Below are 24,988 nucleotides of genomic sequence, written 5' to 3'. Positions count from 1 at the left end.
GGTCAACAAGTACTCACGGGGCGAGGGCGGTGGCGGCCGGGGTCGAGTTGCGGCCGATCAGCCGCTGCAGGTCACCGCTCTGGGTGTCGAGGGCGCCGACTGCGACTCCCGCATCGGAGTCGGCGAGCATGCTCGCGATCGGTGCGGGCAGGCCGGCGCCCTCGAGCACCGCGGCGTACTCGGCCTGCGGAAGGTCCTTGTACGACACCGGCTTTCCGAGGACGGAGGAGACGACCTCCGCCAGTTCGCTGTACGTCAGGCGCTCGCCGCCACCGAGCTCGTACACCTTGCCTGCCTGCCCGTCGGCGAGCAGGACCGTGGCGGCGGCCTCGGCGTAGTCCTTGCGGGCAGCCGCGGCGACGACACCCGTTCCGGCACTGCCGAACAGCGCACCGGTCTCCGCCGCAGCGGGAATGCTGCCGAGATAGTTCTCCCAGTACCAGCCGTTGCGGAGCAGCGCGAAGTCGATTCCGGACTGCGTCAGGCGGTCCTCCGTGGCGCGGTGTTCCACGGCCAGTCCGATCGGGCTGTTCTGTGCGTCGAGGACGCTGGTGTAGGCGACGAAGCCGACGCCGGCGGTCTTCGCGGCGTCGATCACGTTGGTGTGCTGGGCAACCCGCTGACCGACCTCGCTGCCGGAGACGAGCAGCAGCTTGTCGACGCCGGCGAAGGCGGTCTCGAGCGCGGCGCGATCGCTGTAGTCCGCCTGCCTGATCTCTACGCCCCTGTCGGCGAGATCTGCGGCCTTGGCGGGGGTACGGACCACGGCGACGATGTCGCCCGCGGGTACGCCCTTGTCTAGCAGTGCCTCGACGACGAGTCGACCGAGGTGTCCGGTTGCTCCTGTGACGGCAATGGTCATGACGAACTCCTAGCGCGTAGTGGTGCGAGTTGACTATTCAAGCTCACTTTCCATCATGCACTAATTTTTAGTAAGTGCAAATGTTCCCGTAAGCACTTCCTGCATGTGGGGTAGACTGGACGTATGTCCGAGCCCGCGCACCCAGCACAGGAAAGTGAAGACCGCACCCTCGAAGCCGACGTCTTCGCACGCGACTGCGCGTCGCGCGAAACGCTGCAAACCGTCACCGGCCGCTGGGGTGTGCTCGCGCTCGCGGCGCTGACTGAGGGCAGCTACCGGTTCAGCGCACTCCGTCGACGCGTCGACGGCGTCAGCGAACGTATGCTGTCGCAGACGTTGCAGGCCCTCGAACGAGACGGCCTCGTGGTCCGCGAAGTGCTCGAAGCCATTCCACCGAAGGTCGAATACAGCCTCACGCCGCTCGGCGCCGAGGTCGGCTCACGTCTCATCGGCCTGATCGAGCTCGTCGAAGCGCGCGTACCCGACGTCCGGGCAGCGCAGGAGAAGTACGACGCCGCTCGCGGCGTCAGCTGAGTTCGTCGAAGTCGGTGTCCTCGTCGACGATGTGGACCGCGGCCTCCTCGGCCGACGCCGCTCGCGGCGTCAGCTGAGTTCGTCGAAGTCGGTGTCCTCGTCGACGATGTGGACCGCGGCCTCCTCGGCCGACGCCGCTCCCCCGTCGATGCCGATGTCGGACGCCACGAGGTCCTTCTCCTCGTCCTCGCCCACACCCTCGTCCTCTGCGACGAGCCGGCCCGACCGCAGCCGCCCGACCTCGTTGTCGTCGAGGATCTCCGCATTGTCGTCTTCCAGAGCCGGGTCCGGCTCCTCCTCCGCGAGCCGCTGATCGAGGGTCTCACCCTCGCGCTGCTCGGCGGCCGTCGTCCCGTACGCGTCGAGCCCGAGCGGCCTCTCCGGAGGCGAATAGCCCTCGTCGAGAACGTCGTCCACACCTCTGTCGACCAACGTGTCCTCCGGCTGCAACTGGTCCTCTTCGTCCAGGCTGTACTCGCCCTCGGATCCTTCTGGCGTGCTGTCCGGCATGGTCATCTTCCCCACGATGCCATCGCAGCGGGCAGTTCGCCATCGGATCGCGGAAGCAACTCGGTCAGAAACGCGAAGGGCCCGCACAGAGACTGTGCGGGCCCTCTCGGTGTTCGGGTCAGAAGTTGATCATGTGCCCGGCGAGACCGTGGATGGCCTCCTGCAGGGCTTCGCTGAGCGTCGGGTGCGTGTGCACGTTGCGGGCCAGCTCGTTGACCGTGAGGTCCCACTTCTGTGCGAGGGTCAGCTCGGGCAGCAGCTCGGAGACGTCCGGGCCGATCAGGTGTCCGCCGAGCAGTTCGCCGTACTTCTTGTCGGCGATCAGCTTGACGAAACCGGTCGGGTCACCGAGGCCGTGTGCCTTGCCGTTGGCGGTGAACGGGAACGTCGCGACCTTCACGTCGTAACCCTCGTCCTTGGCCTGCTGCTCGGTCAGACCGAAGCTCGCGACCTGCGGCTGGCAGAACGTGGCCCGCGGCATCATCCGGTAGTCCTCGATCGGCAGCGTCTCGACGCCGGCGATCGTCTCGGCGGCCACGACGCCCTGCGCCTCGGCGACGTGCGCCAGCTGCAGCTTCATCGTCACGTCACCGATGGCGTAGATGTGCGGCACCGACGTCTGCATCGTGTCGGTGATGCCGATCGCACCACGATCGAGCTGCACGCCGGTCTTCTCGAGGCCGAAGCCCTCGACGCGGGGCGCGAATCCGACCGACTGCATCACCTTGTCGACCACGACGGTCTCGATGTCGCCGGACTTGTTGTTCTTGATCGAGACGGTGACCTTGCTGCCGTCGTCGTCGATGCTCTGGACGGCGGCACCGGTCTTGATCGTGACGCCGAGCTTCTTGTACTGCTTCTCGATCTCCTTGGAGACGTCCGCGTCCTCGTTGGGCAGCGCACGGTCGAGGAACTCGACGATCGTGACGTCCACTCCGTAGTTCTTCAGGACGTACCCGAACTCCATGCCGATCGCGCCGGCACCGACGATGAGGATCGACTCCGGGAGATCGCGGGTGAGGATCTGCTCCTCGTAGGTGACCACGTTCTCGCTGAGCGAGGTGCCCGGCAGCAGCTTGGTGGTGGAACCGGTGGCGATGATGGCGTTGTCGAACGTCACCGTCTCCGTCCCGCCCTTGGACAGCTCGACCGAGAGGGTGTTGGCGTCGGTGAACGACCCCTTGCCGTCGTACTCGGTGATCTTGTTCTTCTTCATCAAGAAGTGAACGCCCTTGACACGCCCGTCCGCGACCTTGCGGCTGCGGTCGTAGGCGGCGCCGAAATCGAAGGACGCCTCTCCCGAGATGCCGAACGTCTTGGCCTCTTTTGTGAAGAGATGCGCAAGTTCGGCATTGCGGAGAAGTGCCTTGGAGGGGATGCAGCCGACGTTCAGGCACACACCGCCCCAGTACTTCTGCTCGATGATGGCGGTGCTCAATCCCAGCTGTGCCGCGCGGATAGCAGCGACGTACCCACCGGGACCGGCTCCGAGGACAACGACGTCATAGTGTGAGGTCACGGTTGTTCAGGGTAGTCCCGTCCGGAAACGCTGTCTCCACGCGGTCGTATTACCCGCGAGTAGCCTCATCCGTCACACCTTTGCCGCCGCGACCAGGCACGACATCGCCTGCAAGAATGGCGCCATGACGGATCCCTTCCTCTGGCTCGAAGATGTCACCGCGGAACGGTCACTCGACTGGGTGCGCGAGCGCAACGCCCGCACGCTCGCCGAGTACACCGAGAACGCCGAGTTCTCCGCGCTCGAGAGCCGGATCCTGGACGTGCTCGACACGGACGACCGGATCCCCTACGCCGGCATGCGCGGCGAGTACCTGTACAACTTCTGGCGCGACGGCGACCACAAGCGCGGCATCTGGCGGCGCACCACGCTCGAGCAGTACCGCACGGAGAACCCCGAGTGGGACGTCCTGCTCGACGTCGACGCCCTCGCCGAACGGGAGGGCGAGAACTGGGTGTGGGCCGGGGCCAGCGTGCTGCGACCCGAGCAGTCACGCGCCCTGCTGTCGTTCTCTCGTGGTGGAGCCGACGCGTCCGTGGTGCGTGAGTTCGACATCGAGAAGCGCGAATTCGTCGGCGGTGACCACGCATTCGACGTCCCCGAGGCGAAGACCAGCATCAGCTGGATCGACACGGACACCGTGTACGTCGGGACCGACTTCGGCGAAGGGTCGATGACCGACTCCGGCTACCCGAGAATCGCGAAACGCTGGCATCGCGGCACCCCGCTCACCGAGGCGGTCACCGTCTTCGAGGGCGAGACCACCGACGTGTCCGTCGGCGCCTCCTACGACGACACCCCCGGATACGAACGGCACTTCGTCGGCCGGTCCATGGACTTCTACAATTCCGAGCGCTACCAGCTGCTCCCGGACGGCTCGAAGATCCGGATCGACACCCCCGACGACGCGGGCTCGTCCGTGTACCGCGACTGGTTGACCATCCGTCCGCGCACCGACTGGGACGTGGACGGCACCGTCTACCCGGCCGGGTCGCTGCTCGCCGCGAACTACGCCGACTTCCTCGCCGGGTCACGCGAGCTGACGCCACTGTTCACCCCGGACGAGCACACATCACTCGAGCAGGGAACGTGGACCCGGAACCACCTCCTTCTCGTGCGACTGTCGGACGTGCAGACCAAGCTGTCGGTGCTCACGCCGAACGACACCGGGTGGGAGGAGAAGCCTCTCGACGGCGTACCGGAACTCACGGCGAGCGGAATCATCAGCACCGATCCCCGCACCAGCGACAGCTTCTTCGTCAACTCCAGCGGATTCACGACGCCGGCGACGCTGCTGTACGGCACGGTCGGCGGACCGCTCGAACCCGTCAAGCAGGCGCCGTCGTTCTTCGACGCGGACGGCATGTCCGTGGCGCAGCACTTCGCGGTGTCCGACGACGGAACCGAGATCCCCTACTTCGTGGTGCGCCGCGACGACGTCACCGGCCCCTGCCCCACCATGCTGTACGGATACGGCGGCTTCGAGAACTCGATGGTCCCGGGGTACAGCGGTTCGGTCGGGTTCGCGTGGCTCGAGCGCGGCGGCGCGTACGTGGTGGCGAACATCCGCGGCGGCGGCGAGTACGGCCCGTCGTGGCACACCCAGGCGGTGCGGGAAGGTCGCCACAAGGCGTTCGAGGACTTCGCCGCGGTCGCCCGCGACCTCGTGAACCGGGGCATCACGACGTCGAAGCAGCTCGGGATCCAGGGCGGCAGCAACGGCGGACTCCTCATGGGCGTCATGCTCACCCGCTACCCGGAACTGTTCGGGGCGATCGTCTGCCAGGTGCCGCTCCTCGACATGAAGCGGTACCACCTGCTGCTCGCCGGGGCGTCGTGGATGGCCGAGTACGGCGATCCGGACAACCCGGACGACTGGAAGTTCATCAGCGAGTACTCGCCGTATCAGAACACCGACGCGACCGCGGACTACCCGCCGATCCTCGTCACCACGTCCACCCGCGACGATCGCGTCCACCCGGGCCACGCCCGCAAGATGACGGCACTGCTCGAGGAGCAGGGCCACGACGTCTGGTACTACGAGAACATCGAGGGCGGGCACGGCGGGGCCGCGGACAACGCGCAGGCCGCATTCAAATCGGCGCTCACGTTCACGTTCCTGTGGGAGCAGCTCACCCGCCCGTGAGTACTTGTCAACCGCGGGCGGTTGACAAGTACTCACGGGTCAGGTGTGGTCGTGGATCCACTCGACGATCCGGTCGACGGTGCCGGCCGGGTCGCGGATCCACCCGTTGTGCCCCAGCGGCTGCGGCTGGTGCCACAGCGTGACATCGGCGTTCGGGAGCTTCGCGAGGAGGTTCCTCGCCGAGGATTCCGGCGCCAGATCGTCACCCTCGACGGTCACCGACAGCACCGGCAGTTTCAGCCGGGCGATGCGTTCCTCGTAGTCGATGTCGGCGCCGTCGGGTTCGATCCTGCCGGTGCGGGCGAATCGCGACCAATCGGTGATCAGCGCCTTGGACTGCCGCCCGAATCCTCCGATGTCGAGTTTGTCGCCGGGCCAGAACCCCGCAAGGTTGGCCGTCATCGACATCGCCGCGGCGCCCACCAGCATCCGCGGGGCATGGATGCCGGGGAACCCCCGGTGATACGGCGACCCGGACGCGACGAGCACGATCCCGCCGAGCCGGCCGCGGATCCGGGCCGCGTACATCACACCGAGCTGACCCCCCATGCTGTGTCCGAGCAGGAAGGGCGTGGCGGCGGGAAAGCGCTCCCGCACCACTTCGAAGATCGCGGGAAAGTCGAGGGCCACCAGTTCGTGGTAGCCGTACGTGCTGGCGCTGCTCGGGCGGGGGCGACTGTCGCCCTGGCCGCGGAGCTCGCCGATTGCCGCGTTGAACCCCCGGGACACGAGTTCCTCGGCGAAAGGTTCGTAGTAGCCGGCGGGAATTCCCAGGCCGGGAAACACCACGATGACGGGGGCCTCGTCCGGGCCGGGAAACAGGCGAACCGGAGTGGTGGTTCCGTCGGGCATCTGGATCGGTACTGTCTCCACTTCGTCAGACTAGACGGCTCGACCCCCGCAGATCCGGGATCTGCGGGGGTCGAGTCTCATCCGAGACCGGTGACTACAGGCCGATCGACGCAGCGAGCATCGGCCACGACTTGTGCAGGTCTTCTTCCCAGTACGACCACGAATGCGTGCCGACGGGCCGGAAGTCGAACGTTGCGGGAATCTGCAGTTCGTTCAGCTTGTCCGCGAGCGCGTGGGTGCACTGGTTGGTGGCCGCCTCGATGGCGCCGCCGAGGAGGATCTGGTTGGCGAGCGTTCCGACGTCGCCGTTGATCCCCGGCCCGTTCAGCTGGTCGCCGGGCCCGGGCAGTCCGGATCCGTTGCTGACGTAGACGTCGAGTCCGCGCAGCTTCTCCGCGTTGATATACGGGTCGTTGGCCGTCCAGCCGGGGCCGTCTTCCGGTCCCCACATGTTGGAGGTGTCGCCGCCGCCGCGGCCCTCGACGACCAGCCGCACGTACGTGCGGCCGGGGTCCGTGCTGGTCATCGCGCAGCCGCTGTAGGCGCCGACGCTCTCGTACAGGCCGGGAGCCGACTGCGCCAGGCTCAGCACCGAACTACCCGCCATCGAGATGCCGGCGATCGAGTTGACGCCGTTGGTGCCGAGCGCGGAATCGACGATCGGCGGAAGTTCCTGCGTGAGGAACGTCGTCCACTTGTTGTTGCCCAGTTCCGGGTCGGTCTGCTCCCAGTCCGTGTAGTAACTGAACGCGCCCTCCATGGGCGTGACCACGTTGACGTTCTTGTCGGCGAAGAAGTCGACGACATCGGTCCTGGCCTGCCACGTGGCGGAGTCCTCGCCGCCGCCCGCCCCGTTGAGCAGGTACAGCGTCGGCCTCGGTTCGCTGGTGTCCGCGGGGGTGATGACCCGCAGTGGAATCTCCCGGTCCATGGAGGCCGAGTACACCTGCATGGTCAACTGCCGGTCGTCGATCTCGTCGGTGCTCACCAGATGGGAGCCACCGTCCGCGACAGCGGCGTCTCCAGTCGGATCGGCGGAAGCGGACGCCTGGACTCCGAGGCACGGAATCGCCGCCGTCAGGGCGACCGCGAGCGCAAACCGCACCCCGTACCTACCCGCTGCAGTGCGGTTGACCATCGTTCTCCTTCGCTGCGACGTCACCTGCCCGACTCCGAAGAGGCGAGAGCTGGAGCCCACATGATGTCATGTGGACTCCAGCTCTCGTCGAGAAGTGGGGTCGAAACGGGGGTGTCCCTATTCCGCGACGGACCCGATGAAGTCGATCAGTGTGGTGAGCGCTTCGAGCAGAGTCAGAAAGCTGTCGGACATAGTATTACTCCTTTTCGACGCAGTGGATTTCGAACTTCCCCCCGCGATCAGGGGCTCCGTCATTTGTACCCGAGTTTTCTCCTCGAATAAGCACAAAGTGGTAAACATTTGCGATCGTTGACTTAACGACGAACCCGCCAATGAGTACTGGCTACTTCTCAATTATCGTCAAAACATGCACCTCTAGCAGGGCATATATGGTCAACACGACCTCCGGATCCACGTTCTCGTAATCGAAGAGTGACAGAACATACCTCGTTGCATTGTTTCCGGACTTTTTCTTGTCATTGCCCTTGAAACACTCGCGCGAGAAAGAGGCGTCGACGAATTCGAACACCTCTTCTTTCGCCCCGGTGAACGCATCCGATTCGTCTCGAAATTCATTATCATTTGGCAAAAGTTTTCATTCTTACACCGAATCGACCCGAAGTGTGGGATATCGAGTTCTTCGGCGCGGCGAGGACACGGAGAACGATCGACCCCGAGACACGAACGTCGGGCGGCGTGGAGCGGGCACTCAGGGTGAAAGACCAGGGTCGAGATCGGGGTACATCCCGATGTGCCGGCAGGCCCCGCCGAACAGAATGGAAGCATGACATTCGACAGCAACACTCCCCGCCAGTTCACCCGTTCCGACAACCAGAAGATGCTCGCAGGCGTCTGCGGCGGCATCGCCGAATACTTCTCGGTGGACGTCAACCTCGTCCGGCTGCTCACCGTGGTCGCCACGCTGGTCACCGGCGGCACCGCGGCCCTCGTCTACCTCGCCGCCTGGATGCTGATGCCGGCCGGACACTGACGCAGGCGACGGCACCGAAAAGCACTGTGGCCGTGGAACGAATCCACGGCCACTGCCGACACGAGATCTACCGACGCGCCGGGGTCACAGAGAGCCTGTGACGAGGGCCGGAATGATCGCCAGGATGAGCTGAGTGAACTGGCTGATCGCTTCCCAGCCGTTGGTGATGCTTCCCATTCTTCCTCCATCTTCATGGACGCACAGTGCGCCGCTTTCGGTGACGAACTACCCCGGCAGCGCCGAGGGGTGACCTGATCAGCTGAAGAACGTGGCGCTTTGCGCGAGCAGATCGAAGACGAAAGTGATGATGTCGGTCAGGGTCGTGCTTCCCATGAATCCTCCTGTTACCTGGTGCGCAGCAACGGAATTCAGTCTCCGTCACCGTCCCTCACATTAAAGCATCAACCTCTGCGAGAACGTGACTGTTTCGAAAACTATTCTTCTGCAACAACTCTCGAGCAATCCGGGGTGGGACGGAGACGGGCAGCGTGAGGCCGGCCCTCCCCGAAGCGAGTGCCGGGTTCACCGCTATGCTGCAGCAGAACAGGATTCACATGATCTGAGCGAATACTCCCTTTACCACCCCATGGCGGTGGCAAGCATCGGCCACGACTCGTGCAGGTCGTCTTCCCAGTAGCCCCACGAATGCGTCCCCGAGGGCCGGAAGTCGAACGTCGCGTCGATGCCGAGCTCGTCGAATCGTGACGCCAGTCGGTGAGTGCAGCTGTCGACCGCCGCCTCGATGATCCCGCCGACGATCACCTGGTTGGCCAGCACTGACGGATCGCCGTCGACCGACCTGGCGGTCAGAGTGTCGTGCTCCCCGGGAAGTCCCGTGGACGAGGAGATGAACATGGCTGTGCCACGAAGCTTCTCGGCGTTGACCAACGGGTCGTTCGCGACCCAGCCGGGGCCACCCAGCGGTCCCCACATGTTTTCCGAGTCGGCTCCGCCGCGACTCTCGACCACGGTCCGGACGTAGAACTGCCCGGCGTCGGTGCTCGTTTCGGCGCATCCGCTGTAGGCGCCGATGCCCCGATACAGCGACGGGGCCGCGATCGCGAGGCTCAGTACCGACGTGCCCGCCATGGAGATGCCCGCGATGGCGTTGACTCCCGACGTCCCGAACTCCGCATCGATGATCGGTGGCAACTCCTGAGTGAGGAACGTCGTCCACTTGTTGCGTCCGAGTTCGGGGTCGTCGCGTTGCCAGTCCGTGTAGTAACTGAAGGCGCCGGCGAGCGGCGTCACGACGTTCACGTTCTTGTCGGCGAAGAACGACTCGACGTCGGCCTGGTGTTGCCACGTCGCCTCGTCCTCACCGCCCCCGGCGCCGTTGAGGAGATACAGCGTGGGGCGCGGGACGCTGGTGTCCGCGGGTGTCTGCACCGCCACCGGAACGACCCGGTCCATCGACGGGGAATAGACGTGCACCGTCACGGGTTCGGGTTCGGGTTCGGGTCCGGCCGACGCCTCCGGTGGACCGGCCGTCAACGGCAGCGCCGTCCAGCGTGCGTAACGCCGCGTTTGCCCACAACGCATTCGTCTCGTCCTCTTCTGTCGTACCCACGCCGCAGCGAACCGAAAAGTCGTTCGGGAGGGTTGCTAAAGGTCCTTTTTACCCGAATTTCCGCGGCCCGAGACCGAAATGCGAAAAACAGTTGAACAACCGACCAGTTCATGAGAAAGGGCAGGTCACAGACAAGAAAGAGCCCGGGACACCAGATGGTGTCCCGGGCTCTTCGAGCACTTCGTGCCCGTGAGTGGTGGGCGAGTCCGAGGACTCCTCAACCACTCACAGGAGGCGTAGCCGCCTTTAGAAGTCCATACCGCCCATGCCGCCGGTCGGGTCGCCCACGGGCGCTCCGGCCTTCTCCGGCTTGTCGGCGACGACGGCCTCGGTGGTCAGGAACAGAGCCGCGATGGACGCTGCGTTCTGCAGCGCGGAGCGGGTGACCTTGACCGGGTCGTTGATGCCGGCTTCGAGCAGGTCGCCGTACTCGTTGGTCGAGGCGTTGAGGCCGTGACCTGCAGGCAGGTTGCGAACCTTCTCGGCAACGACGCCGGGCTCGAGGCCCGCGTTGAAGGCGATCTGCTTCAGCGGTGCTTCGAGGGCGACGCGAACGATGTTCGCACCGGTGGCCTCGTCACCTTCGAGCTTCAGGTCGTCGAGCGCGGGAGCCGACTGCAGCAGAGCCACGCCACCACCGGCGACGATGCCCTCTTCGACGGCAGCCTTGGCGTTACGCACGGCATCTTCGATGCGGTGCTTGCGCTCCTTGAGCTCCACCTCGGTGGCAGCGCCGGCCTTGATGACTGCAACGCCACCGGCCAGCTTGGCCAGGCGCTCCTGCAGCTTCTCGCGGTCGTAGTCGGAGTCGCTGTTCTCGATCTCGGCACGGATCTGCGACACGCGACCGGCGATGGCCTCGGGGTCTCCCGCGCCTTCGACGATGGTGGTCTCGTCCTTGGTGATGACGACCTTGCGTGCCTGGCCGAGCAGCTCGAGTCCGGCGGTCTCCAGGGAGAGGCCGACCTCTTCGCTGATGACCTCGCCACCGGTGAGGATGGCGATGTCGGCGAGCTGAGCCTTGCGACGGTCACCGAAGCCGGGAGCCTTGACGGCCACGGACTTGAAGGTGCCACGGATCTTGTTGACCACCAGGGTGGACAGGGCTTCGCCCTCGACGTCCTCGGCGATGATGACCAACGGCTTGCCGGACTGGATGACCTTCTCCAGCAGCGGCAGCAGGTCCTTGACCGTGGAGATCTTGGAGCTCACGAGCAGGATGTACGCGTCCTCGAGGACGGCTTCCTGACGCTCCGGGTCGGTGGCGAAGTACGCCGAGATGTAGCCCTTGTCGAAGCGCATGCCCTCGGTGAGCTCGAGCTGCAGGCCGAAGGTGTTGGACTCCTCGACCGTGATGACGCCTTCCTTGCCGACCTTGTCCATGGCCTCGGCGATGAGCTCGCCGATGGACGGGTCGCCTGCGGAGATACCAGCGGTAGCAGCGATCTGCTCCTTGGTGTCGATCTCCTTGGCGGTCTCGAGCAGACGCACGGTGACGGCCTCGACGGCCTTCTCGATGCCGCGCTTCAGACCCAGCGGGTTGGCGCCGGCAGCGACGTTGCGGAGACCCTCACGGACGAGAGCCTGGGCGAGAACGGTAGCGGTGGTGGTTCCGTCGCCGGCGACGTCGTCCGTCTTCTTGGCGACCTCCTTGACCAGCTCGGCACCGATCTTCTCGTAGGGGTCCTCCAGCTCGATCTCCTTGGCGATGGAAACACCATCGTTGGTGATCGTGGGGGCGCCCCACTTCTTCTCGAGCACGACGTTGCGACCCTTGGGGCCCAACGTCACCTTGACTGCGTCGGCGAGGGCGTTGAGTCCCCGCTCGAGGCCGCGACGGGCCTCTTCGTCGAACGCGATGATCTTGGCCATTGCGAAGTGATCCTCCGGATTGGGGGTGACACACAAGGCGACCGCTAGTCGGGTCGCCTCATTTACGCCTTCGGCCGAGTTCGGTGCCCGCGACGGACGACCAGGGGTGTCTTTGGTTCCCGGTCTCACCGTCCCGACCTGGCACTCACGCGTCGTGAGTGCCAAGTGCATTTTTAGCACTCGGACAGGGTGAGTGCAAGGTCGGGACGGAACCGGTGCGCCGGGCGATCAGCGCATCGCGCAGACCTGACCGGTGTTCACGTTGAACGCGAGGGACAGGGCACCGACGCAGTCGACGCCGTTCGCGTCGGCAGTCGCACCCGAACCCCACCCGGCGATCGCGACGGTGGTGGTGCCGTCGGCCGCACCGGAACGGGCGATGCCGCCGCCGAGCGCGAGCGCGTACGCCTGACCCGAGCCGGTCGACGCACCGAGCGACGTTCCGTATCCGTTGGCGTACGTGGTGGCGCCGCTGTGTCCGTTGGCGACACTCACCGCGGTGCCGCTGTCCGCGGCCATCGCGTGGGCGACGCCGGCGTCGGTCGCCTTGGCACCGCAGCTCGCGGTGTCCGACACCTGGACGTCGTTCGCCGACGGCGGGGAGACACAGTTGACGGGGGCGGCACCGGCGACGCCTGCGCCGGCCACCGAGATGCCCGCCGCGACGCCCAGACCCACGGCCATCGCCGCTCCCACACGTGCCAGCCGTCGGCCGAACAGAGTCGAGATACGAGTACGAGATGCCGAGGCGGTCGAGGTGACGGGTGTGGAGACAGCGAGCATGGAAGCTCCTTCTGGGAACGTCGAATTGGAGGATTCGCCGCGAGAGTACCCGCTCGCGGGCGGTTAGTCCCGGACCGCGGTCAGGCGAGTTCGTCGAGGAGCTTCGGCAGCTGCGCGACCGAGTCGACGACGTGGTCCGGTCGCTGCGGGGCGAGGTCCAGAACCGACTGGCGGAACTTGCCCGTCCGCACCAGAACGCCGGTCAGTCCCACCCGCTGCGCGGCCAGGACGTCATTCGTCAGATCGTCACCGACCATCACTGTCGCGTCCGGTTCCGTGCCCATCAGATCGGTGGCGGTGAGGAACGCCGCGAGCGACGGCTTGCCCACCGAGACGACGTTGGTTCCCGCGACCTCCTCCATACCCGGGAGGTAGGTGCCTGTGTCGATGCGCAGCCCGTCGTGGGTGGCCCATGTGGTGGCCCGGTGCATCGCGACGACGGGGACGCCATCGAGCATCAACTCCACCACGCGGCTGAGTGCGTCGTGAGTGAATTCCGGCCCGGCGCCGCCGAGGATCACCACGTCGGGATCGTCGTCGTCCAGTTCGATCCCGGACAGATCTGCTGTGATGTCGCCGCTGTTGAGGACCCAGGCCCGCGACCCGGGGTAGGTCGACCGGACGTACTCCGCGGTGAGCCGGGCCGCCGTGACGATCTCGCCGGAGTCGGCCTCGATGCCCGCCGACCGCAGGGCGTCGGCGATCTCGTCGCACGTCCGGGACGTCGTGTTGGTGAGGTAGGCACACGCGAGTCCGCGCTCGCGCACCTCCCGCACCGCGGCGGCGGCACCGTCGATCGGATGCCACGAAGTAACCAGCACCCCGTCGATATCGAGCAGGACACCCTCGACCCCAGCCATGACAGGAGCCTATCCGCGCGGCTCGGACGGTGTCACTGCCGAGCCCGGCTCGGACGGTGTCACTGCCGAGCCCGGCTCGGACGGTGTCACTGCCGAGCCCGGCTCGGACGGTGTCACTGCCGAGCCCGGCTCGGACGGTGTCACTGCCGAGCCCGGCAGACGAGGACGGGACAGGGTGCGTGGTGCACCAGATTCTGGCTGACGGATCCGAGCAGGGCACCCAGCACCTTGCCGCGGCCGTGGCTTCCGACCACCAGCAGTTGCGCCGTCGTCGCGTGCCGCAGGAGGACGTCGGCGGACACCCCCTGTGTCGTCATCTCGTTCACCGGCACGTCCGGGTACTCGTCCCGGATGCCGGCGAGGCATTCGGACACGACGGCCTTCTCCCCTTCCTCGTAGGCGGTCCAGTCCACGTACTTCGACGCATGTGCGAGCCCGTGCTGCTTCTCTCCGCTCCACGCGTGCACCACGTCCAGACCGACGCCGAACGCGGACGCGAGTGCGAACGCCTCCTCGACGGCGTTCTCGCTGACCTGGCTACCGTCCACACCGACGACGATCGGGCGGTTGTCCGGTGCCGCCGTCGCGGGCGCTCCCCGGACGACCGCGACCGGGCTGTGCGCGTGATTGACCGTCCGGAGCACCGTGGACCCGAGGAGGTAGTCGGTGACCGCGCCCGCACCCTGCGCACCGAGCGCCACGATCCGCGCCGCCCTCGACAACTCGATCAGGTGGGACGCCGCCGCGCCCGATCGGACGTCGCGCTCGACGGCGAGTCCGGGATGGTCCTGCAGGACGGCTGCGGTGGTGGCGTCGAGCATCGAGTTGCCGTCCTCGCGCAGTTCCTGGATGAACTGGGCGTCGATCATCATCGCGGTGCCGTTGTAGAACGTGGCCTCGTCCGGGTAGGTGTGGGCGAGCAGGAGTGGGGCGTCGAGCCGGACCGCCGTGCCCGCGGCCCAGCGCGCCGCGTCGAGCGCGGCGCGTGAACCATCGACGCCGACGACCACGGGCGCCCCTGCATGTTCGCTCATATCTCTCTCCCTCTACGGCTCGAGAACTGCTGCACCGCTGAACTTTCCGCCGGCCAGGTCACGCAGGGCCCGGTCGGCGCGGTCGAGTGGGTACGGATGGATGTCGATACTCAGCCGGTGTTCCGCTGCGATCCGCAGGAATTCGACGGAATCCGAACGGGTATTCGCGGTGACGCTACGGATCTGCCGTTCCCGGAACAGATGCCTCTGATACTCGAGCGCGGGAATGTCGGAGAGGTGGATCCCCGCGACGGCGAGGGTGCCGCCGTCGGCGAGCGCCTCCATCGCCACGGGCACCAGATCGCCCACCGGGGCGAACAGAATCGCGGAGTCGAGGGGCTCCGGCGGCACGTCGCGCACTCCCTGCACGGATGCCGCCCCGAGTCGTTGCGCCAGCGCACGGGCCTCCGCCCCACGCGTCATGACGTGCACCCGGGCGCCGCGGATCGACGCGATCTGGGCGGTGAGGTGCGCGCTGCCGCCGAACCCGTAGATGCCCAGTGCACCGCCGTCGGGGACCGCGGCACGGTCGAGTGCGCGGTATCCGATGATCCCGGCGCACAGCAGTGGTGCGAGTTCGGTGTCCGAGTAGCCCTCCGGCAGGTGCAGCGCGTAGTCGGCCGGGACCGTCGCGAATTCGGCGTATCCACCGTCCGCGTCCCAACCCGTGTACTGCGACTGCCTGCACAGGTTCTCCGCGCCGCGCAGGCAGGCGGCACAATGTCCGCAGGTGTGACGCAGCCAGGCGATACCCACCCGGTCGCCGACCGCGAAGGACCCCGACACCGAATCACCCAGTGCGGCAACCTCCCCCACCACCTCGTGGCCGGGAACCACCCGGGCCCGGTGCACGGGCAGATCCCCTTCGGTCACGTGCAGGTCGGTGCGGCACACTCCGCACGCCAGCACCTTCACGAGAAGGTCGCCCGGTCCCGGCTCGGGAACGGTCTCACGTCCGAGTTCCACAGGGTGGCCCGCGACGGGGCCCGGCGCGACCACGCGCCACGCGGCCATCGTTCCGGTTCCGCCCTGCGCCGCCGCCATACCCCCACAATGCCCGTGCGGGGTGGCCACCGCCAGGACCCGGAGCCCCGTGTCTCGATGACACGGTGTCGCGGCGAAGACCGGGCCGGACCGTCCCCGGCAACTAGGCTCCCAGACATGGACCTGCGCGGTGAAGACCTGTTCACGGTGGCGGGGTCGCTGGCCGAGCTGATCGGCGCGCCGATCACGATCGAGGACGAGAACTCGACGGTTCTGGCCTATTCGAGCGGCGAGCAGGCTGTGGACCAAGCCCGCATCGAGACCATCCTGGGACGGCAGGTGCCCGGGAAGTACCGGCAGCTCCTCGAGGACGCCGGTATCTTCGAACGCCTGCATCGCGACACCGACGTCTTCTACGTGGACATGCGGATGCCGAACATGACTCCCCGCGCGGTGATCGCGGTGCGGGACGCGGGACGCTCGGTCGGGTCCATCTGGGCGGCGATGACGTCCGCCCCCACCCCGGAACAGGAATCGATTTTGCGGTCCGCGGTCCCCGTCGTCGCCGAACACATCGCGGCGGAGCGGGAACGGGTGGACGTGACGCGCCGGATGCAGGTCGATCGGGTGCGTGCACTGATCAACGGTGGCGAGCCCGCCTTCCGCGCCGCCGACGACCTCCGGCTGGGGGGAAGGCTGACCGTCGCGGCGGCCGCCCCGGTCGCGATCGGGCGCCCGCTGCCGTCCGGCTTGCTCGCCTCCCTCGGCCTGTACCTCGACACGTTGGCGGTCGATTCGGTCGCCGCCCAGCTCGACGACGTCATCTACGTGGTCATCGCCGCATCGGAGAAGGACGTCCGGCGCCTCGCCGAGAATTTCCTCGGACGCGCCCGCAGCGGGGCCGCGTTCGTGGTCGCCGTCGGACGCGAAGTGACTACGGCGAGCCAGGCTCACCTGTCGCGGGGGGACGCCGACCGGGTCCTCACCGTCCTGCAGCACGCCCGGTCCGGCGGAGTCGTCGGGACGATGCGGGACAGTCTCGCGTCGGTGCTGGCGTTGCGCGTCGCGGACATCTTCGACGGCCTGGGCGAGCTCACCCCGCTCGCCGCGCTGACCCGGCACGACGAGCAGCACGGGACCGATCTCGTGGCCACGGCCCGTGCCTTCCTGGCCCACGGCGGCGATGTCGCCGATGCGGCGGCCGCACTGCACGTGCACCCCAACACCCTGAGGAACCGATTGCGACGCTGCGTCGATTCGTGCGATGTGGACCTGACCGACGCGGACACCCGGCTCATTCTGATGTTGCATCTGAAGCTGACGGGACTGCGGGATATGTGACCCCTGGCCGATTGCACAGGGGGCGCTGTCCGGGACTGGCCGAACGGCTACTCCCCCGGCGCCGTCGCCGACCGATGATGGAGTCATGAGCACAGTGCAGCGCCCTGACCATGCCGCGATCGTCGGAGCAGGCGTCGTCGGATTGTCCGCGGCGTGGTTCCTCCAGGAGCGTGGCGTGCGCGTCACGGTCGTCGACCGGGATGGTGTCGCGTCGGACGCGTCCTGGGGCAATGCGGGTTGGCTCGCACCGGCATTGACGCTGCCGCTGCCCGAGCCCGCCGTGTTGAAGTACGGGCTGCGCGCGATGCTGAATCCGTCGTCGCCGGTCTACGTTCCCTTCACGACCGATCTGCGACTGGTGCGTTTCCTCGTCGGCTTCGCCCGGCACTGCACGCCCTCCCGGTGGGCGGACGCGATGAAGGTGTACGCCGAGGTCAACCGGATCTCCCTGGGCGCCTACGACGAACTCGCGGACGGCGGCGTGCGGGAGCACACCCATCTCGCCGACCCGTTCCTCACCGCGTTCAAGTCGGACGAGGACCGCGAAGCGCTCGTCGACGAGTTCCGTCACGTCGAGGCCGCCGGCGGGGAGGTCGAGTACGACCGCGTCGACAGGGACGAGATCCACTCTCTCGAGCCGAGTCTCGGCAACGGTGTGCACTCCGGTCTGAGGCTGCGCAACCAACGTTTCATCGACCCGCCGCGCTTCGTGCACTCACTCGCCGACGCCGTCCGGGCCCGTGGCGGCGAGATCAGGCCCGGCTTCGACGTGACGGCTGTGCAGGATCGGGGACGGTCGGGGGTCCGGCTGGTCTCGGCCACCGGCGACGCGGTAGCCGCCGATGCCGTCGTCATCGCCAGCGGCGCACGCCTCAATGCACTCGCCCGCCCGTTCGGTGTCCGCGCCCTCGTGCAGGCCGGCCGCGGCTACAGCTTCAGCGTCCAGCCCCAGCAGATGCCGAAGAACCCGATCTATTTCCCCACCCAGCGAGTGGCGTGCACGCCGTTGCAGGACCGTTTCCGCGTCGCCGGAATGATGGAATTCCGCAGTCCCGACGCACCTCTCGATCCGCGCCGTGTCCAGGCGATCATCGACGCCGCGACGCCCATGTTCACCGGCATCGACTGGGAATCGCGTCAGGAGGAGTGGGTCGGGTCCCGGCCCTGCACCACCGACGGACTTCCGCTCGTCGGCGCCACTCGCTCCCCCCGCGTGCACGTGGCGGGCGGTCACGGAATGTGGGGCATCGCGCTGGGGCCGCTCACCGGACGCATTCTGGCCGACTCCATGACCGGCGGCGAGGTTCCCGGCGTCATGCGGCATTTCGACCCCCTGCGCTGAGCGCGGCTCAGGAACGGGCTGCCCAGAATCTGCGCAATTCGACGACCAGTTCGCGCGACCGCTCGTCGGGGAAGAACAACTTGCCACCCCGGATCTCCACCACTTCCCGCGCCCCCGGGATGAGGTCGCGCAGCCAGTAGGCCCACTTCGTCCGGAAGAACACGTCCCCGGTTCCCCACACGACGAGTGTGGGTACCTCGAGTGCCGCGAGGTCCGACTCGACCGCGAGCAGATCGCGTGGATGGAGGGACGCGATCCAGCGCTGGAAAAGTAGTGCTCGGTCGTGGGTGCCGAGCAGCGGCTCGACGTACGACGCCACGACTTCCTCCGGCAGTGATCGCACGTTCTGATACCCACTGCCGTACAACAACTTACGAGCCCTCGACACGTTCCTCGCCAGCGGTCGCGCAATCCGGGCGAGCAGTCCCGCCCGGGCGAGCAGCACGGCGGGAAGGAACGCCTTCGGCGGCACGTTGTCATGGGTTTCGCAGTTCGTCAACGTCAGCGACGACAACCTGTCGGGGTGCCGGGCCGCGAAGATCTGCGCGACCGCCCCACCGGTGTCGTTGGCGACGACGTCGACCTTCGACAGCCCCAGCGCGTCGCACGTGGCCGCGACCACGCCGGCGAGTGCGCCGAGGGTGAAGTCCTGATCAGGCGCGGCGGGGGTGTGACCGTGCAGCGGAAGGTCGAGGGCGACGCACCGCCGTTCTCCCTCGAGTTGACGGATCACGTTGCGCCAGAGGTAGCCGGAGGTCCCGACACCGTGAATGAAGAAGGCCACACGGCCGGTGCCGGAATCGAGGTAGCTCACCGGACCACGGTCCGTGTCGACGGTCTTCCTGCGTGTGTCGAACTCCGCGAGAGTCATGAGGACCATCTCCTGCATTCCACGGTAGTTCGCAAAGCTCGAGACATCAACGAGCCGCGGGGCACGCCGCTCAGTCCAGCTTTCCCACCACCGTCTCCGCGCTCGCGACCAGCGCGCCGGAGGCCGCGAGGGTGACCGCGGCCTCGATCTCCGGCGCGAGGTGACGATCGGTCCCCGGTCCGGGAACATGCTCACGGATCGTGTCCCGCACCGCACCCGTCGCCGGCGACGGCGCCAGCGGGGCACGAAGGTCCAGCGCACGAGCAGCCGTCAACGCCTCGATCGCCAGGACCCGGGTCAGTCCGTCGACCGCCCGGCGCAGCTTCCGGGCCGCCGACCACCCCATCGACACGTGATCCTCCTGCATCGCCGACGACGGAATCGAATCCACACTCGCCGGCGCCGCCAGCCGCTTCAACTCCGAGACGATCGCCGCCTGGGTGTACTGGGCGATCATGTGGCCGCTGTCCACCCCCGGATCGTCGGCCAGGAACGGCGGCAGCCCATGATTGCGGGCGACGTCGAGGAAACGGTCGGTGCGGCGCTCGCTCATGCTCGCCACATCCGCGACGACGATCGCCAGGAAGTCCAGCACGTACCCGACCGGCGCCCCGTGAAAATTACCGTTCGACTCCACCCGCCCGTCCAGCGTGACCACCGGATTGTCGACGGCGCTCGCCAGTTCCCACGACGCCACCCGCTCGGCGTGCGCGAGCGTGTCCCGCGCCGCCCCGGCCACCTGCGGTGCGCACCGCAACGAGTACGCGTCCTGCACCACCGTGCAGCTGGGATCGGCGTGGCTCTGCACGATCTCCGAGCCGGCGAGCAACCGAACCATGTTCGCGGCGGCGCGGGCCTGACCGGGGTGCGGCCGCAGCGCCTGCAGGTCCGGGGCGAACACCCGGTCGGTGCCGAGCAGCCCCTCCACACTCATCGCCGCCGTCACGTCGGCCAGACGCAGCAGCCCGTGCAGGTCCTCGCACGCCAGCACCAGCATGCCGAGCATGCCGTCGGTGCCGTTGATCAGGGCCAGCCCCTCCTTCTCCTCGAGGACGACCGGTGCGATACCGGCGGCGGACAGCGCCTTCGCCGCCGGCATCGATTCGCCGTCCGCGTCCCGCACCGTGCCCTCACCGATCACCGCGAGCGCGACGTGCGCCAGCGGCGCCAGATCGCCGGAGCACCCGAGGCTGCCGTACTCGTGGACCACCGGAGTAATCCCCGCCGACAGGAGCGACGCGTAGACCTGCGCGACCTCCGGCCGCGCGCCGGTCCTGCCGGTGGCCAGGGTCGACAGCCGCAGCAGCATCAGAGCACGCACGACCTCGCGTTCCACCTCGGGACCGTTTCCGGCGGCATGCGAGCGCACCAGACTGCGCTGCAGCTGCGTCCGCAGCGCAGAGGGTATGTGCCGGGTGGCGAGGGCCCCGAAACCCGTCGAGATCCCGTACACGGGCTTCGGATCCTCGGCCAGCGCCTCGATGCGTTTCCGGGTTTCCGCCATGGCCGACATCGCGTCCCGCGAGATCCGCACCGGCGCGCCGAGACGCGCCACCCGGATCACTTCCTCGGCGGAGACCGCTCCGGTTCCGACAACGACAGACTCTTCGGCTCCCACAACCCCCAGTCTCCCCCCCCGGTCGGGCGGAGAGTGACGAGATTGCGGGAGCGACGACGGCGTCTACAACCGGCCGCGGAGAGCTTCCTCGATTTCGCGTGGCGTCATCAGACGTTCGAGTTTTTCACTCGGCCACGAGGACGGACGTCCTTGCAATCGGGCTGATTCGAGTAGAGGGAGAGGGCTGCGGTCCCACCGCAGGATCGAATGAACATTCACTACCGATCACTTCCGAACACCGACTCGACAACTTTCCATTTGCGCCATTGCATCGGCGACATTTCGTCGCGCTCTTGACTCATCGCCCATCGTGCCCCTTTGGTTACACGGTTTCGATGAGGCGCGCGGAAGTGCAGGAAAACTGCAGTCGGGACGAGAATTCAGTGACCTACCGCACACCTCTCGGGCACGAGCGCCTACCATGACGCCAAAGTAGTTGTTACCTTACGTACCACCTTCCCTGACTGGAGACAGCCGATGGCAAACACCCTCGAAGCAAGCATCGACATCGACGCGACCCCGCAAGACGTGTGGGCCGTCGTGTCGGATCTGAAGCGGATGGGCGAATGGAGCCCCCAGTGCCGCAAGATGCGCGTCCTCGGTGGCGTCGTCGAAGAGGGCACCAAAACCGTCAACATCAACCGCAAGGGCTTCCTCGTGTGGCCGACCACGTCGAAGGTCGTGAAGTTCCAGCCGAACAAGACCATCGCGTTCCGGATCCTCGAGAACCGCACCATCTGGTCGTACGAACTCGAGCCGACGGCAGGCGGAACCAAGGTCACGGAGCGCCGCGAAGCCCCGACCGGAACGTCGAAGGTGTCGCAGTTCCTGGTCAAGACCGTCCTCGGCGGCAACGAGGACTTCGAGGTCGACCTCGTGAACGGCATGAACACCACCCTCGCCCGCATCAAGTCGGCGGCCGAACGCACGTAGTCCGGTTGACCCTCGACCTGGTCGAGGCCTCAGCGTCGTCCGCATGGACACACCGGACGCCGTCATGGCGAGGATCGCGCAGGGACAGGAACTGGCAGTAGCGGGTGATCGGGAGGGCGCCCGACGCATCTTCGAGGAGGTGTGGGACGCCCTCGCCGGTCCCGGCGACGACACACCCGACCCGTTGCACGTCGTCACGCTGGCCCACTACATGGCGGACGTCCAGACCGACCCCGCCGAGGAACTGCGCTGGGACCTGCGAGCCCTCCACGCCGCCGACTCGCTGACCGACGACCGGGCTCGGCAGCACCATTCCTCGCTGCGGGTCGCGGGGTTCTACCCGTCGCTGCACCTCAACGTGGCGGCCGCTCATCACGCGCTCGGCCAGTCGTCCGAGGCACGCCACCATCTCGATCGGGCCGCGCAGAGCTGCGAACACCTCGCCGAAAACGGATACGGGCGGATGATCCGCGGGGCCGTCGAGCGACTCCGCGCAGAACTCGACGCCGAGGCTGTCGGACCGCAGGGGCAGAGTGAGCACCGTGCTCAGCATCGGTGAACTCGCCCGGGCGTCCGGTCTGTCGGTCAGCGCGCTGAGGTTCTACGACAAGGCAGGCGTGCTCACCCCGCACGTGGTGGACCGGCGCACGGGCTACCGCTGGTACGCCGACCGGCAGGTGGACGCAGCGGTCCTCGTCGCCGCGATGCGCCGGGTGGGAATGCCGGTGAAAGAGATGGCGGCCGTGCTGAGCGGCACGGACGCCCACGGACTTCTCGACCGGCATCTCGGCCGGCTCGAGAAGGGGCTGGACGACGCCCGGCACGAACTGACGAGGATTCACCGCCTGCTCGACGCGCGAGCGGCGCGGGAATGCACGGTCGTCCTCCGCACCACCGACCTCCTCACCGCGTTCGGCTCGGTGCGCTTCGCCGCCGACGCCGACTCGCAGTTCCCGGTGTTGCGCGGCTGCCTCCTGGAAACCGACGACGACGTGCTGCGGCTCGTCACCACCGACCGCTACCGGCTGGCGGTCGGCACGGTGGCCGTCCTCGAACCGCCGGACGAACCGATCTCCGCCGTCGTCCCGTGCACGTTCCTGGACGACGCGGCCGGACTGCTGGGTCGCCACGACACGGTGACCGTCGTCGTCGGCGCCGACGGCGTCACCCTCCGCTGCGGCGCCGAGCTGCTCACCACCCGCCTCGTCGACGGCGCGTTCCCCGACCATCGCGGTCTGTCGCCCCGCGACCGCGGAATCGAACACACCTTCTCCTCGGCGGACCTGCGCGCACGTCTGGCAGACGCCGGCGACCGGGTGGATCTCGGCGTTCTCGTGTCGGGCGAGATCGTCGTCGGCAGCCCGGCGACGGAGCGGCCCGTGCGCTTCCATGTGCAGGTGAACACCGGTTTTCTCCTCGAAGCCGTCGACGCGCTGCCGGGCGAGCAGCTGACGTTCCAGGTGGGCGGACCCATCACGCCGCTCGCCATCCGGCCACGATCCGTTCACACATCGGACCCCGGGAGTGCGTACTCTCTCCTGATGCCGTTGCAGCCGGTAGCGCTCACGTAATCTGTGAGTGCGGCGCGATGGCGCGCAGGCAGCACGTCCGTCCGACACAGTTAGAGGAGCCCGTGGCACGCAAGCCCACACCCCCCGGAACCCCGCAATCCACGAGCGTCGGGCACATCGTCGACCTCGTCCGCGGAGCAGTTCCGCCCCTGCATCCGGCCGGGCTGCCCTTCGTCCTCGCGCCACTCGGTGTGGCCGTCCTCGGCCGCAAGCGCAAGTGGGTCCGGCGTGGAGCGCTGACCTCCGCCGCAGCATGCGCCGCGTTCTTCCGGCATCCCCACCGCGTTCCGCCGAACCGTGTCGGCGTCGTGGTCGCACCCGCCGACGGCGAGGTCGCTCTCGTCGACTCCGCGGTCCCGCCGTCCGAACTCGACATGGGCACCGAGCCGCTGCCCCGGGTCAGCATCTTCCTGTCCGTGCTCGACGTGCACGTCCAGCGCAGTCCTGTCGGTGGAGAGGTCACGAAGGTCGTCCACCGGCCGGGCCAGTTCCTCTCCGCCGATCTCGCCGACGCCAGCGAGGTCAACGAACGCAACAGCATGCTGCTGCACACCCCGGAGGGCCACGACGTCGCCGTCGTGCAGATCGCCGGTCTGCTCGCCCGCCGGATCGTCTGCGACGCCAAGGTCGGCGACACCCTCCCGATCGGTGACACGTACGGCCTGATCCGGTTCGGCTCCCGCGTCGACACGTACTTCCCGGCGGGCACCACGTTGCTCGCCGAGCGGGGGCAGCGGACGATCGGTGCCGAGACCGTCATCGCTCAACTGCCGTGATCGCCAACGCGAAGCAACAGCGGAGGGGTCGACCACAGCAGGCGGTCCGGCTCCTGCCGAGCGTGGTCACGATCCTCGCGCTGTGCGCGGGGCTGTCCGCCGTCAAGTTCGCCCTCGACGGCGACCTGGGAACGGCGTTGGCCATGATCGGTGCGGCCGCGGTCCTCGACTCGCTCGACGGCCGGATCGCGCGGATGCTCGACGCCACCAGCAAGATGGGCGCCGAGCTGGATTCGCTTGCCGATTCCATCTCGTTCGGCGTCGCACCGGCCCTCGTCCTCTACGTCACGCTGCTGGACGGACAGAGTTTCGGCTGGATCATCGCCCTGATCTACGCGGTGAGCATCGTGCTGCGGCTGGCCCGGTTCAACACGCTCCTCGACGAGGACGACATGCCGGGCTACGCCAACGAGTACTTCACGGGTGTCCCGGCGCCCGCGGGTGCGCTGGTCGCGCTGACCCCGCTGGCTGCCGCGGCGCAGTGGGGCGACGGCTGGTGGTCGTCGTATCCCGTCGTCGTGGCGTGGACCGTGATCTCCGCGGCGCTGATCGTCAGCCGGATCCCCACGCTCGCGCTGAAGACGGTGTCGGTGCCGCCGCACATGGCGGCCGGTCTGCTCGTCCTCGTGGCGCTCGCGGCGGCGGCTCTGGTCACGTACCCGTACATCCTGCTGATCGCGCTCGTCGCGGTGTACCTCGGGCACATTCCGTTCGCGGTCCATTCCAAGCGGTGGGTGGCCGCGCGACCCGAGACGTGGGACATCAAGCCGTCCGAGCGGCGGGCCATCCGGCGTCAGCCCGACGCTCGCGGAAGGCGATCCGCCGCACGGCTCGGACTGCGCCGTCCCCGGGCCCGATAGTTCGCTCCCGCACGTAGGCTC

General features: G+C 67.4%; 23 protein-coding genes and 1 pseudogene. 10 read left to right on the top strand and 14 right to left on the bottom strand.

Annotated elements, in window-relative coordinates:
- Nucleotides 1-13 precede the first annotated feature (13 nt).
- Nucleotides 14-862: an SDR family oxidoreductase gene (locus tag CJ177_RS16560; RefSeq protein WP_005251824.1), complete on the bottom strand. Its 849-nt coding sequence runs from the start codon at nucleotides 860-862 to the stop codon at nucleotides 14-16.
- A 123-nt stretch (nucleotides 863-985) separates the two neighbouring features.
- Between CJ177_RS16560 and CJ177_RS16555 the strand changes: the two genes are divergently transcribed.
- Nucleotides 986-1,396 carry a helix-turn-helix domain-containing protein gene (locus tag CJ177_RS16555; RefSeq protein ID WP_005563350.1) on the top strand — a complete coding sequence of 137 codons (411 nt, stop codon included), beginning with the start codon at nucleotides 986-988 and terminating at the stop codon, nucleotides 1,394-1,396.
- Nucleotides 1,397-1,465: 69 nt separating this feature from the next.
- Here the strand turns inward: CJ177_RS16555 and CJ177_RS16550 are convergent, their stop codons facing one another.
- Together CJ177_RS16550 and lpdA are read right to left on the bottom strand one after the other, a co-directional pair.
- Nucleotides 1,466-1,912 (bottom strand): DUF5709 domain-containing protein, encoded by a 447-nt coding sequence (locus CJ177_RS16550; RefSeq protein WP_025433160.1) that lies wholly within the window; start codon nucleotides 1,910-1,912, stop codon nucleotides 1,466-1,468.
- A gap of 112 nt (nucleotides 1,913-2,024) precedes the next feature.
- Nucleotides 2,025-3,425, bottom strand: coding sequence for a dihydrolipoyl dehydrogenase (gene lpdA / locus CJ177_RS16545; protein WP_005251816.1), 1,401 nt, complete (start codon nucleotides 3,423-3,425; stop codon nucleotides 2,025-2,027).
- Nucleotides 3,426-3,549: 124 nt separating this feature from the next.
- On the opposite strand from lpdA, the gene CJ177_RS16540 reads away from it, so the two are divergent.
- Entirely contained in the window at nucleotides 3,550-5,571 is a 2,022-nt protein-coding gene (locus CJ177_RS16540) for a prolyl oligopeptidase family protein (RefSeq protein ID WP_005251815.1), read from the top strand.
- 39 nt (nucleotides 5,572-5,610) lie between these two features.
- Here the strand turns inward: CJ177_RS16540 and CJ177_RS16535 are convergent, their stop codons facing one another.
- On the bottom strand, nucleotides 5,611-6,423 hold the full coding sequence (locus tag CJ177_RS16535) for an alpha/beta fold hydrolase (RefSeq protein ID WP_061041766.1): 813 nt from the start codon (nucleotides 6,421-6,423) through the stop codon (nucleotides 5,611-5,613).
- A 94-nt stretch (nucleotides 6,424-6,517) separates the two neighbouring features.
- Nucleotides 6,518-7,561: an alpha/beta hydrolase family protein gene (locus tag CJ177_RS16530; protein WP_061041759.1), complete on the bottom strand. Its 1,044-nt coding sequence runs from the start codon at nucleotides 7,559-7,561 to the stop codon at nucleotides 6,518-6,520.
- A gap of 784 nt (nucleotides 7,562-8,345) precedes the next feature.
- Between CJ177_RS16530 and CJ177_RS16515 the strand changes: the two genes are divergently transcribed.
- Nucleotides 8,346-8,552 carry a PspC domain-containing protein gene (locus CJ177_RS16515; protein WP_005251806.1) on the top strand — a complete coding sequence of 69 codons (207 nt, stop codon included), beginning with the start codon at nucleotides 8,346-8,348 and terminating at the stop codon, nucleotides 8,550-8,552.
- A gap of 576 nt (nucleotides 8,553-9,128) precedes the next feature.
- On the opposite strand, the gene CJ177_RS16510 is transcribed toward CJ177_RS16515, so the two are convergent.
- The 7 genes and pseudogenes from CJ177_RS16510 to CJ177_RS16485 all read right to left on the bottom strand — a co-directional run bounded on the left by CJ177_RS16510 (nucleotide 9,129) and on the right by CJ177_RS16485 (nucleotide 15,685).
- Nucleotides 9,129-10,094: an alpha/beta hydrolase family protein gene (locus CJ177_RS16510; protein ID WP_095868139.1), complete on the bottom strand. Its 966-nt coding sequence runs from the start codon at nucleotides 10,092-10,094 to the stop codon at nucleotides 9,129-9,131.
- Between the two features lie 274 nt (nucleotides 10,095-10,368).
- Nucleotides 10,369-11,994, bottom strand: coding sequence for a chaperonin GroEL (gene groL / locus CJ177_RS16505; RefSeq protein WP_005251801.1), 1,626 nt, complete (start codon nucleotides 11,992-11,994; stop codon nucleotides 10,369-10,371).
- Between the two features lie 228 nt (nucleotides 11,995-12,222).
- Nucleotides 12,223-12,777 carry a DUF6764 family protein gene (locus tag CJ177_RS16500; RefSeq protein WP_005251799.1) on the bottom strand — a complete coding sequence of 185 codons (555 nt, stop codon included), beginning with the start codon at nucleotides 12,775-12,777 and terminating at the stop codon, nucleotides 12,223-12,225.
- 80 nt (nucleotides 12,778-12,857) lie between these two features.
- Nucleotides 12,858-13,637 (bottom strand): HAD-IIA family hydrolase, encoded by a 780-nt coding sequence (locus CJ177_RS16495; RefSeq protein WP_005251797.1) that lies wholly within the window; start codon nucleotides 13,635-13,637, stop codon nucleotides 12,858-12,860.
- A gap of 37 nt (nucleotides 13,638-13,674) precedes the next feature.
- Nucleotides 13,675-13,857, bottom strand: a pseudogene (locus tag CJ177_RS49405) (hypothetical protein); the annotation flags it as partial.
- Nucleotides 13,778-14,671: a universal stress protein gene (locus CJ177_RS16490; RefSeq protein ID WP_005251795.1), complete on the bottom strand. Its 894-nt coding sequence runs from the start codon at nucleotides 14,669-14,671 to the stop codon at nucleotides 13,778-13,780. The gene CJ177_RS16490 and the pseudogene CJ177_RS49405, both read right to left, overlap by 80 nt.
- Before the next feature lie 12 nt (nucleotides 14,672-14,683).
- The gene (locus CJ177_RS16485; RefSeq protein WP_179443246.1) at nucleotides 14,684-15,685 is read right to left on the bottom strand and encodes a zinc-binding alcohol dehydrogenase family protein; all 1,002 of its coding nucleotides are present in this window, start codon (nucleotides 15,683-15,685) and stop codon (nucleotides 14,684-14,686) included.
- A gap of 147 nt (nucleotides 15,686-15,832) precedes the next feature.
- Between CJ177_RS16485 and CJ177_RS16480 the strand changes: the two genes are divergently transcribed.
- Together CJ177_RS16480 and CJ177_RS16475 are read left to right on the top strand one after the other, a co-directional pair.
- Nucleotides 15,833-16,996: a helix-turn-helix domain-containing protein gene (locus tag CJ177_RS16480; RefSeq protein WP_061041764.1), complete on the top strand. Its 1,164-nt coding sequence runs from the start codon at nucleotides 15,833-15,835 to the stop codon at nucleotides 16,994-16,996.
- Between the two features lie 85 nt (nucleotides 16,997-17,081).
- The gene (locus CJ177_RS16475; RefSeq protein ID WP_095868137.1) at nucleotides 17,082-18,338 is read left to right on the top strand and encodes an FAD-binding oxidoreductase; all 1,257 of its coding nucleotides are present in this window, start codon (nucleotides 17,082-17,084) and stop codon (nucleotides 18,336-18,338) included.
- Nucleotides 18,339-18,345: 7 nt separating this feature from the next.
- Here CJ177_RS16475 and CJ177_RS16470 read toward each other — a convergent pair whose 3' ends face one another.
- Together CJ177_RS16470 and hutH are read right to left on the bottom strand one after the other, a co-directional pair.
- Nucleotides 18,346-19,209, bottom strand: coding sequence for an alpha/beta fold hydrolase (locus tag CJ177_RS16470; protein WP_005251779.1), 864 nt, complete (start codon nucleotides 19,207-19,209; stop codon nucleotides 18,346-18,348).
- A 70-nt stretch (nucleotides 19,210-19,279) separates the two neighbouring features.
- Nucleotides 19,280-20,827 (bottom strand): histidine ammonia-lyase, encoded by a 1,548-nt coding sequence (hutH, locus tag CJ177_RS16465; RefSeq protein WP_095868136.1) that lies wholly within the window; start codon nucleotides 20,825-20,827, stop codon nucleotides 19,280-19,282.
- A 477-nt stretch (nucleotides 20,828-21,304) separates the two neighbouring features.
- Between hutH and CJ177_RS16460 the strand changes: the two genes are divergently transcribed.
- From CJ177_RS16460 to pssA, 5 genes are all read left to right on the top strand, one after another.
- Nucleotides 21,305-21,760, top strand: a complete 456-nt coding sequence (locus tag CJ177_RS16460; RefSeq protein ID WP_005251771.1) for an SRPBCC family protein — start codon at nucleotides 21,305-21,307, stop codon at nucleotides 21,758-21,760.
- A gap of 43 nt (nucleotides 21,761-21,803) precedes the next feature.
- A complete protein-coding gene (locus CJ177_RS16455) occupies nucleotides 21,804-22,319 on the top strand; it encodes a hypothetical protein (protein ID WP_095868135.1) in 516 nt (171 codons plus the stop codon).
- Nucleotides 22,294-23,331: a MerR family transcriptional regulator gene (locus CJ177_RS16450; RefSeq protein ID WP_179443230.1), complete on the top strand. Its 1,038-nt coding sequence runs from the start codon at nucleotides 22,294-22,296 to the stop codon at nucleotides 23,329-23,331. Before CJ177_RS16455 ends, CJ177_RS16450 begins: the two co-directional genes overlap by 26 nt.
- A 62-nt stretch (nucleotides 23,332-23,393) precedes the next feature.
- Entirely contained in the window at nucleotides 23,394-24,107 is a 714-nt protein-coding gene (locus tag CJ177_RS16445; protein WP_005251765.1) for a phosphatidylserine decarboxylase, read from the top strand.
- The gene (pssA, locus tag CJ177_RS16440) at nucleotides 24,104-24,967 is read left to right on the top strand and encodes a CDP-diacylglycerol--serine O-phosphatidyltransferase (RefSeq protein ID WP_005251763.1); all 864 of its coding nucleotides are present in this window, start codon (nucleotides 24,104-24,106) and stop codon (nucleotides 24,965-24,967) included. The genes CJ177_RS16445 and pssA overlap by 4 nt, the downstream gene beginning before the upstream one ends.
- Nucleotides 24,968-24,988 lie beyond the last annotated feature (21 nt).

This window comes from Rhodococcus sp. ACPA1 (assembly GCF_002300195.1).
Taxonomy (GTDB): domain Bacteria; phylum Actinomycetota; class Actinomycetes; order Mycobacteriales; family Mycobacteriaceae; genus Rhodococcus_F; species Rhodococcus_F opacus.
This window is presented reverse-complemented; position numbering and strand designations above follow the sequence as displayed.

Excerpts from the sequence above, each read along its gene's own strand:
- groL (WP_005251801.1), bottom strand. The coding sequence starts at position 11,994 with ATGGCCAAGATCATCGCGTTCGACGAAGAGGCCCGTCGCGGCCTCGAG.
- CJ177_RS16485 (WP_179443246.1), bottom strand. The coding sequence starts at position 15,685 with ATGGCCGCGTGGCGCGTGGTCGCGCCGGGCCCCGTCGCGGGCCACCCT.
- CJ177_RS16460 (WP_005251771.1), top strand. The coding sequence starts at position 21,305 with ATGGCAAACACCCTCGAAGCAAGCATCGACATCGACGCGACCCCGCAA.
- CJ177_RS16535 (WP_061041766.1), bottom strand. The coding sequence starts at position 6,423 with ATGCCCGACGGAACCACCACTCCGGTTCGCCTGTTTCCCGGCCCGGAC.
- CJ177_RS16490 (WP_005251795.1), bottom strand. The coding sequence starts at position 14,671 with ATGAGCGAACATGCAGGGGCGCCCGTGGTCGTCGGCGTCGATGGTTCA.
- CJ177_RS16510 (WP_095868139.1), bottom strand. The coding sequence starts at position 10,094 with ATGCGTTGTGGGCAAACGCGGCGTTACGCACGCTGGACGGCGCTGCCG.
- CJ177_RS16560 (WP_005251824.1), bottom strand. The coding sequence starts at position 862 with ATGACCATTGCCGTCACAGGAGCAACCGGACACCTCGGTCGACTCGTC.
- CJ177_RS16495 (WP_005251797.1), bottom strand. The coding sequence starts at position 13,637 with ATGGCTGGGGTCGAGGGTGTCCTGCTCGATATCGACGGGGTGCTGGTT.
- CJ177_RS16515 (WP_005251806.1), top strand. The coding sequence starts at position 8,346 with ATGACATTCGACAGCAACACTCCCCGCCAGTTCACCCGTTCCGACAAC.
- CJ177_RS16480 (WP_061041764.1), top strand. The coding sequence starts at position 15,833 with ATGGACCTGCGCGGTGAAGACCTGTTCACGGTGGCGGGGTCGCTGGCC.
- CJ177_RS16530 (WP_061041759.1), bottom strand. The coding sequence starts at position 7,561 with ATGGTCAACCGCACTGCAGCGGGTAGGTACGGGGTGCGGTTTGCGCTC.
- CJ177_RS16500 (WP_005251799.1), bottom strand. The coding sequence starts at position 12,777 with ATGCTCGCTGTCTCCACACCCGTCACCTCGACCGCCTCGGCATCTCGT.
- CJ177_RS16550 (WP_025433160.1), bottom strand. The coding sequence starts at position 1,912 with ATGACCATGCCGGACAGCACGCCAGAAGGATCCGAGGGCGAGTACAGC.
- CJ177_RS16540 (WP_005251815.1), top strand. The coding sequence starts at position 3,550 with ATGACGGATCCCTTCCTCTGGCTCGAAGATGTCACCGCGGAACGGTCA.
- CJ177_RS16555 (WP_005563350.1), top strand. The coding sequence starts at position 986 with ATGTCCGAGCCCGCGCACCCAGCACAGGAAAGTGAAGACCGCACCCTC.
- CJ177_RS16475 (WP_095868137.1), top strand. The coding sequence starts at position 17,082 with ATGAGCACAGTGCAGCGCCCTGACCATGCCGCGATCGTCGGAGCAGGC.
- CJ177_RS16455 (WP_095868135.1), top strand. The coding sequence starts at position 21,804 with ATGGACACACCGGACGCCGTCATGGCGAGGATCGCGCAGGGACAGGAA.
- CJ177_RS16470 (WP_005251779.1), bottom strand. The coding sequence starts at position 19,209 with ATGACTCTCGCGGAGTTCGACACACGCAGGAAGACCGTCGACACGGAC.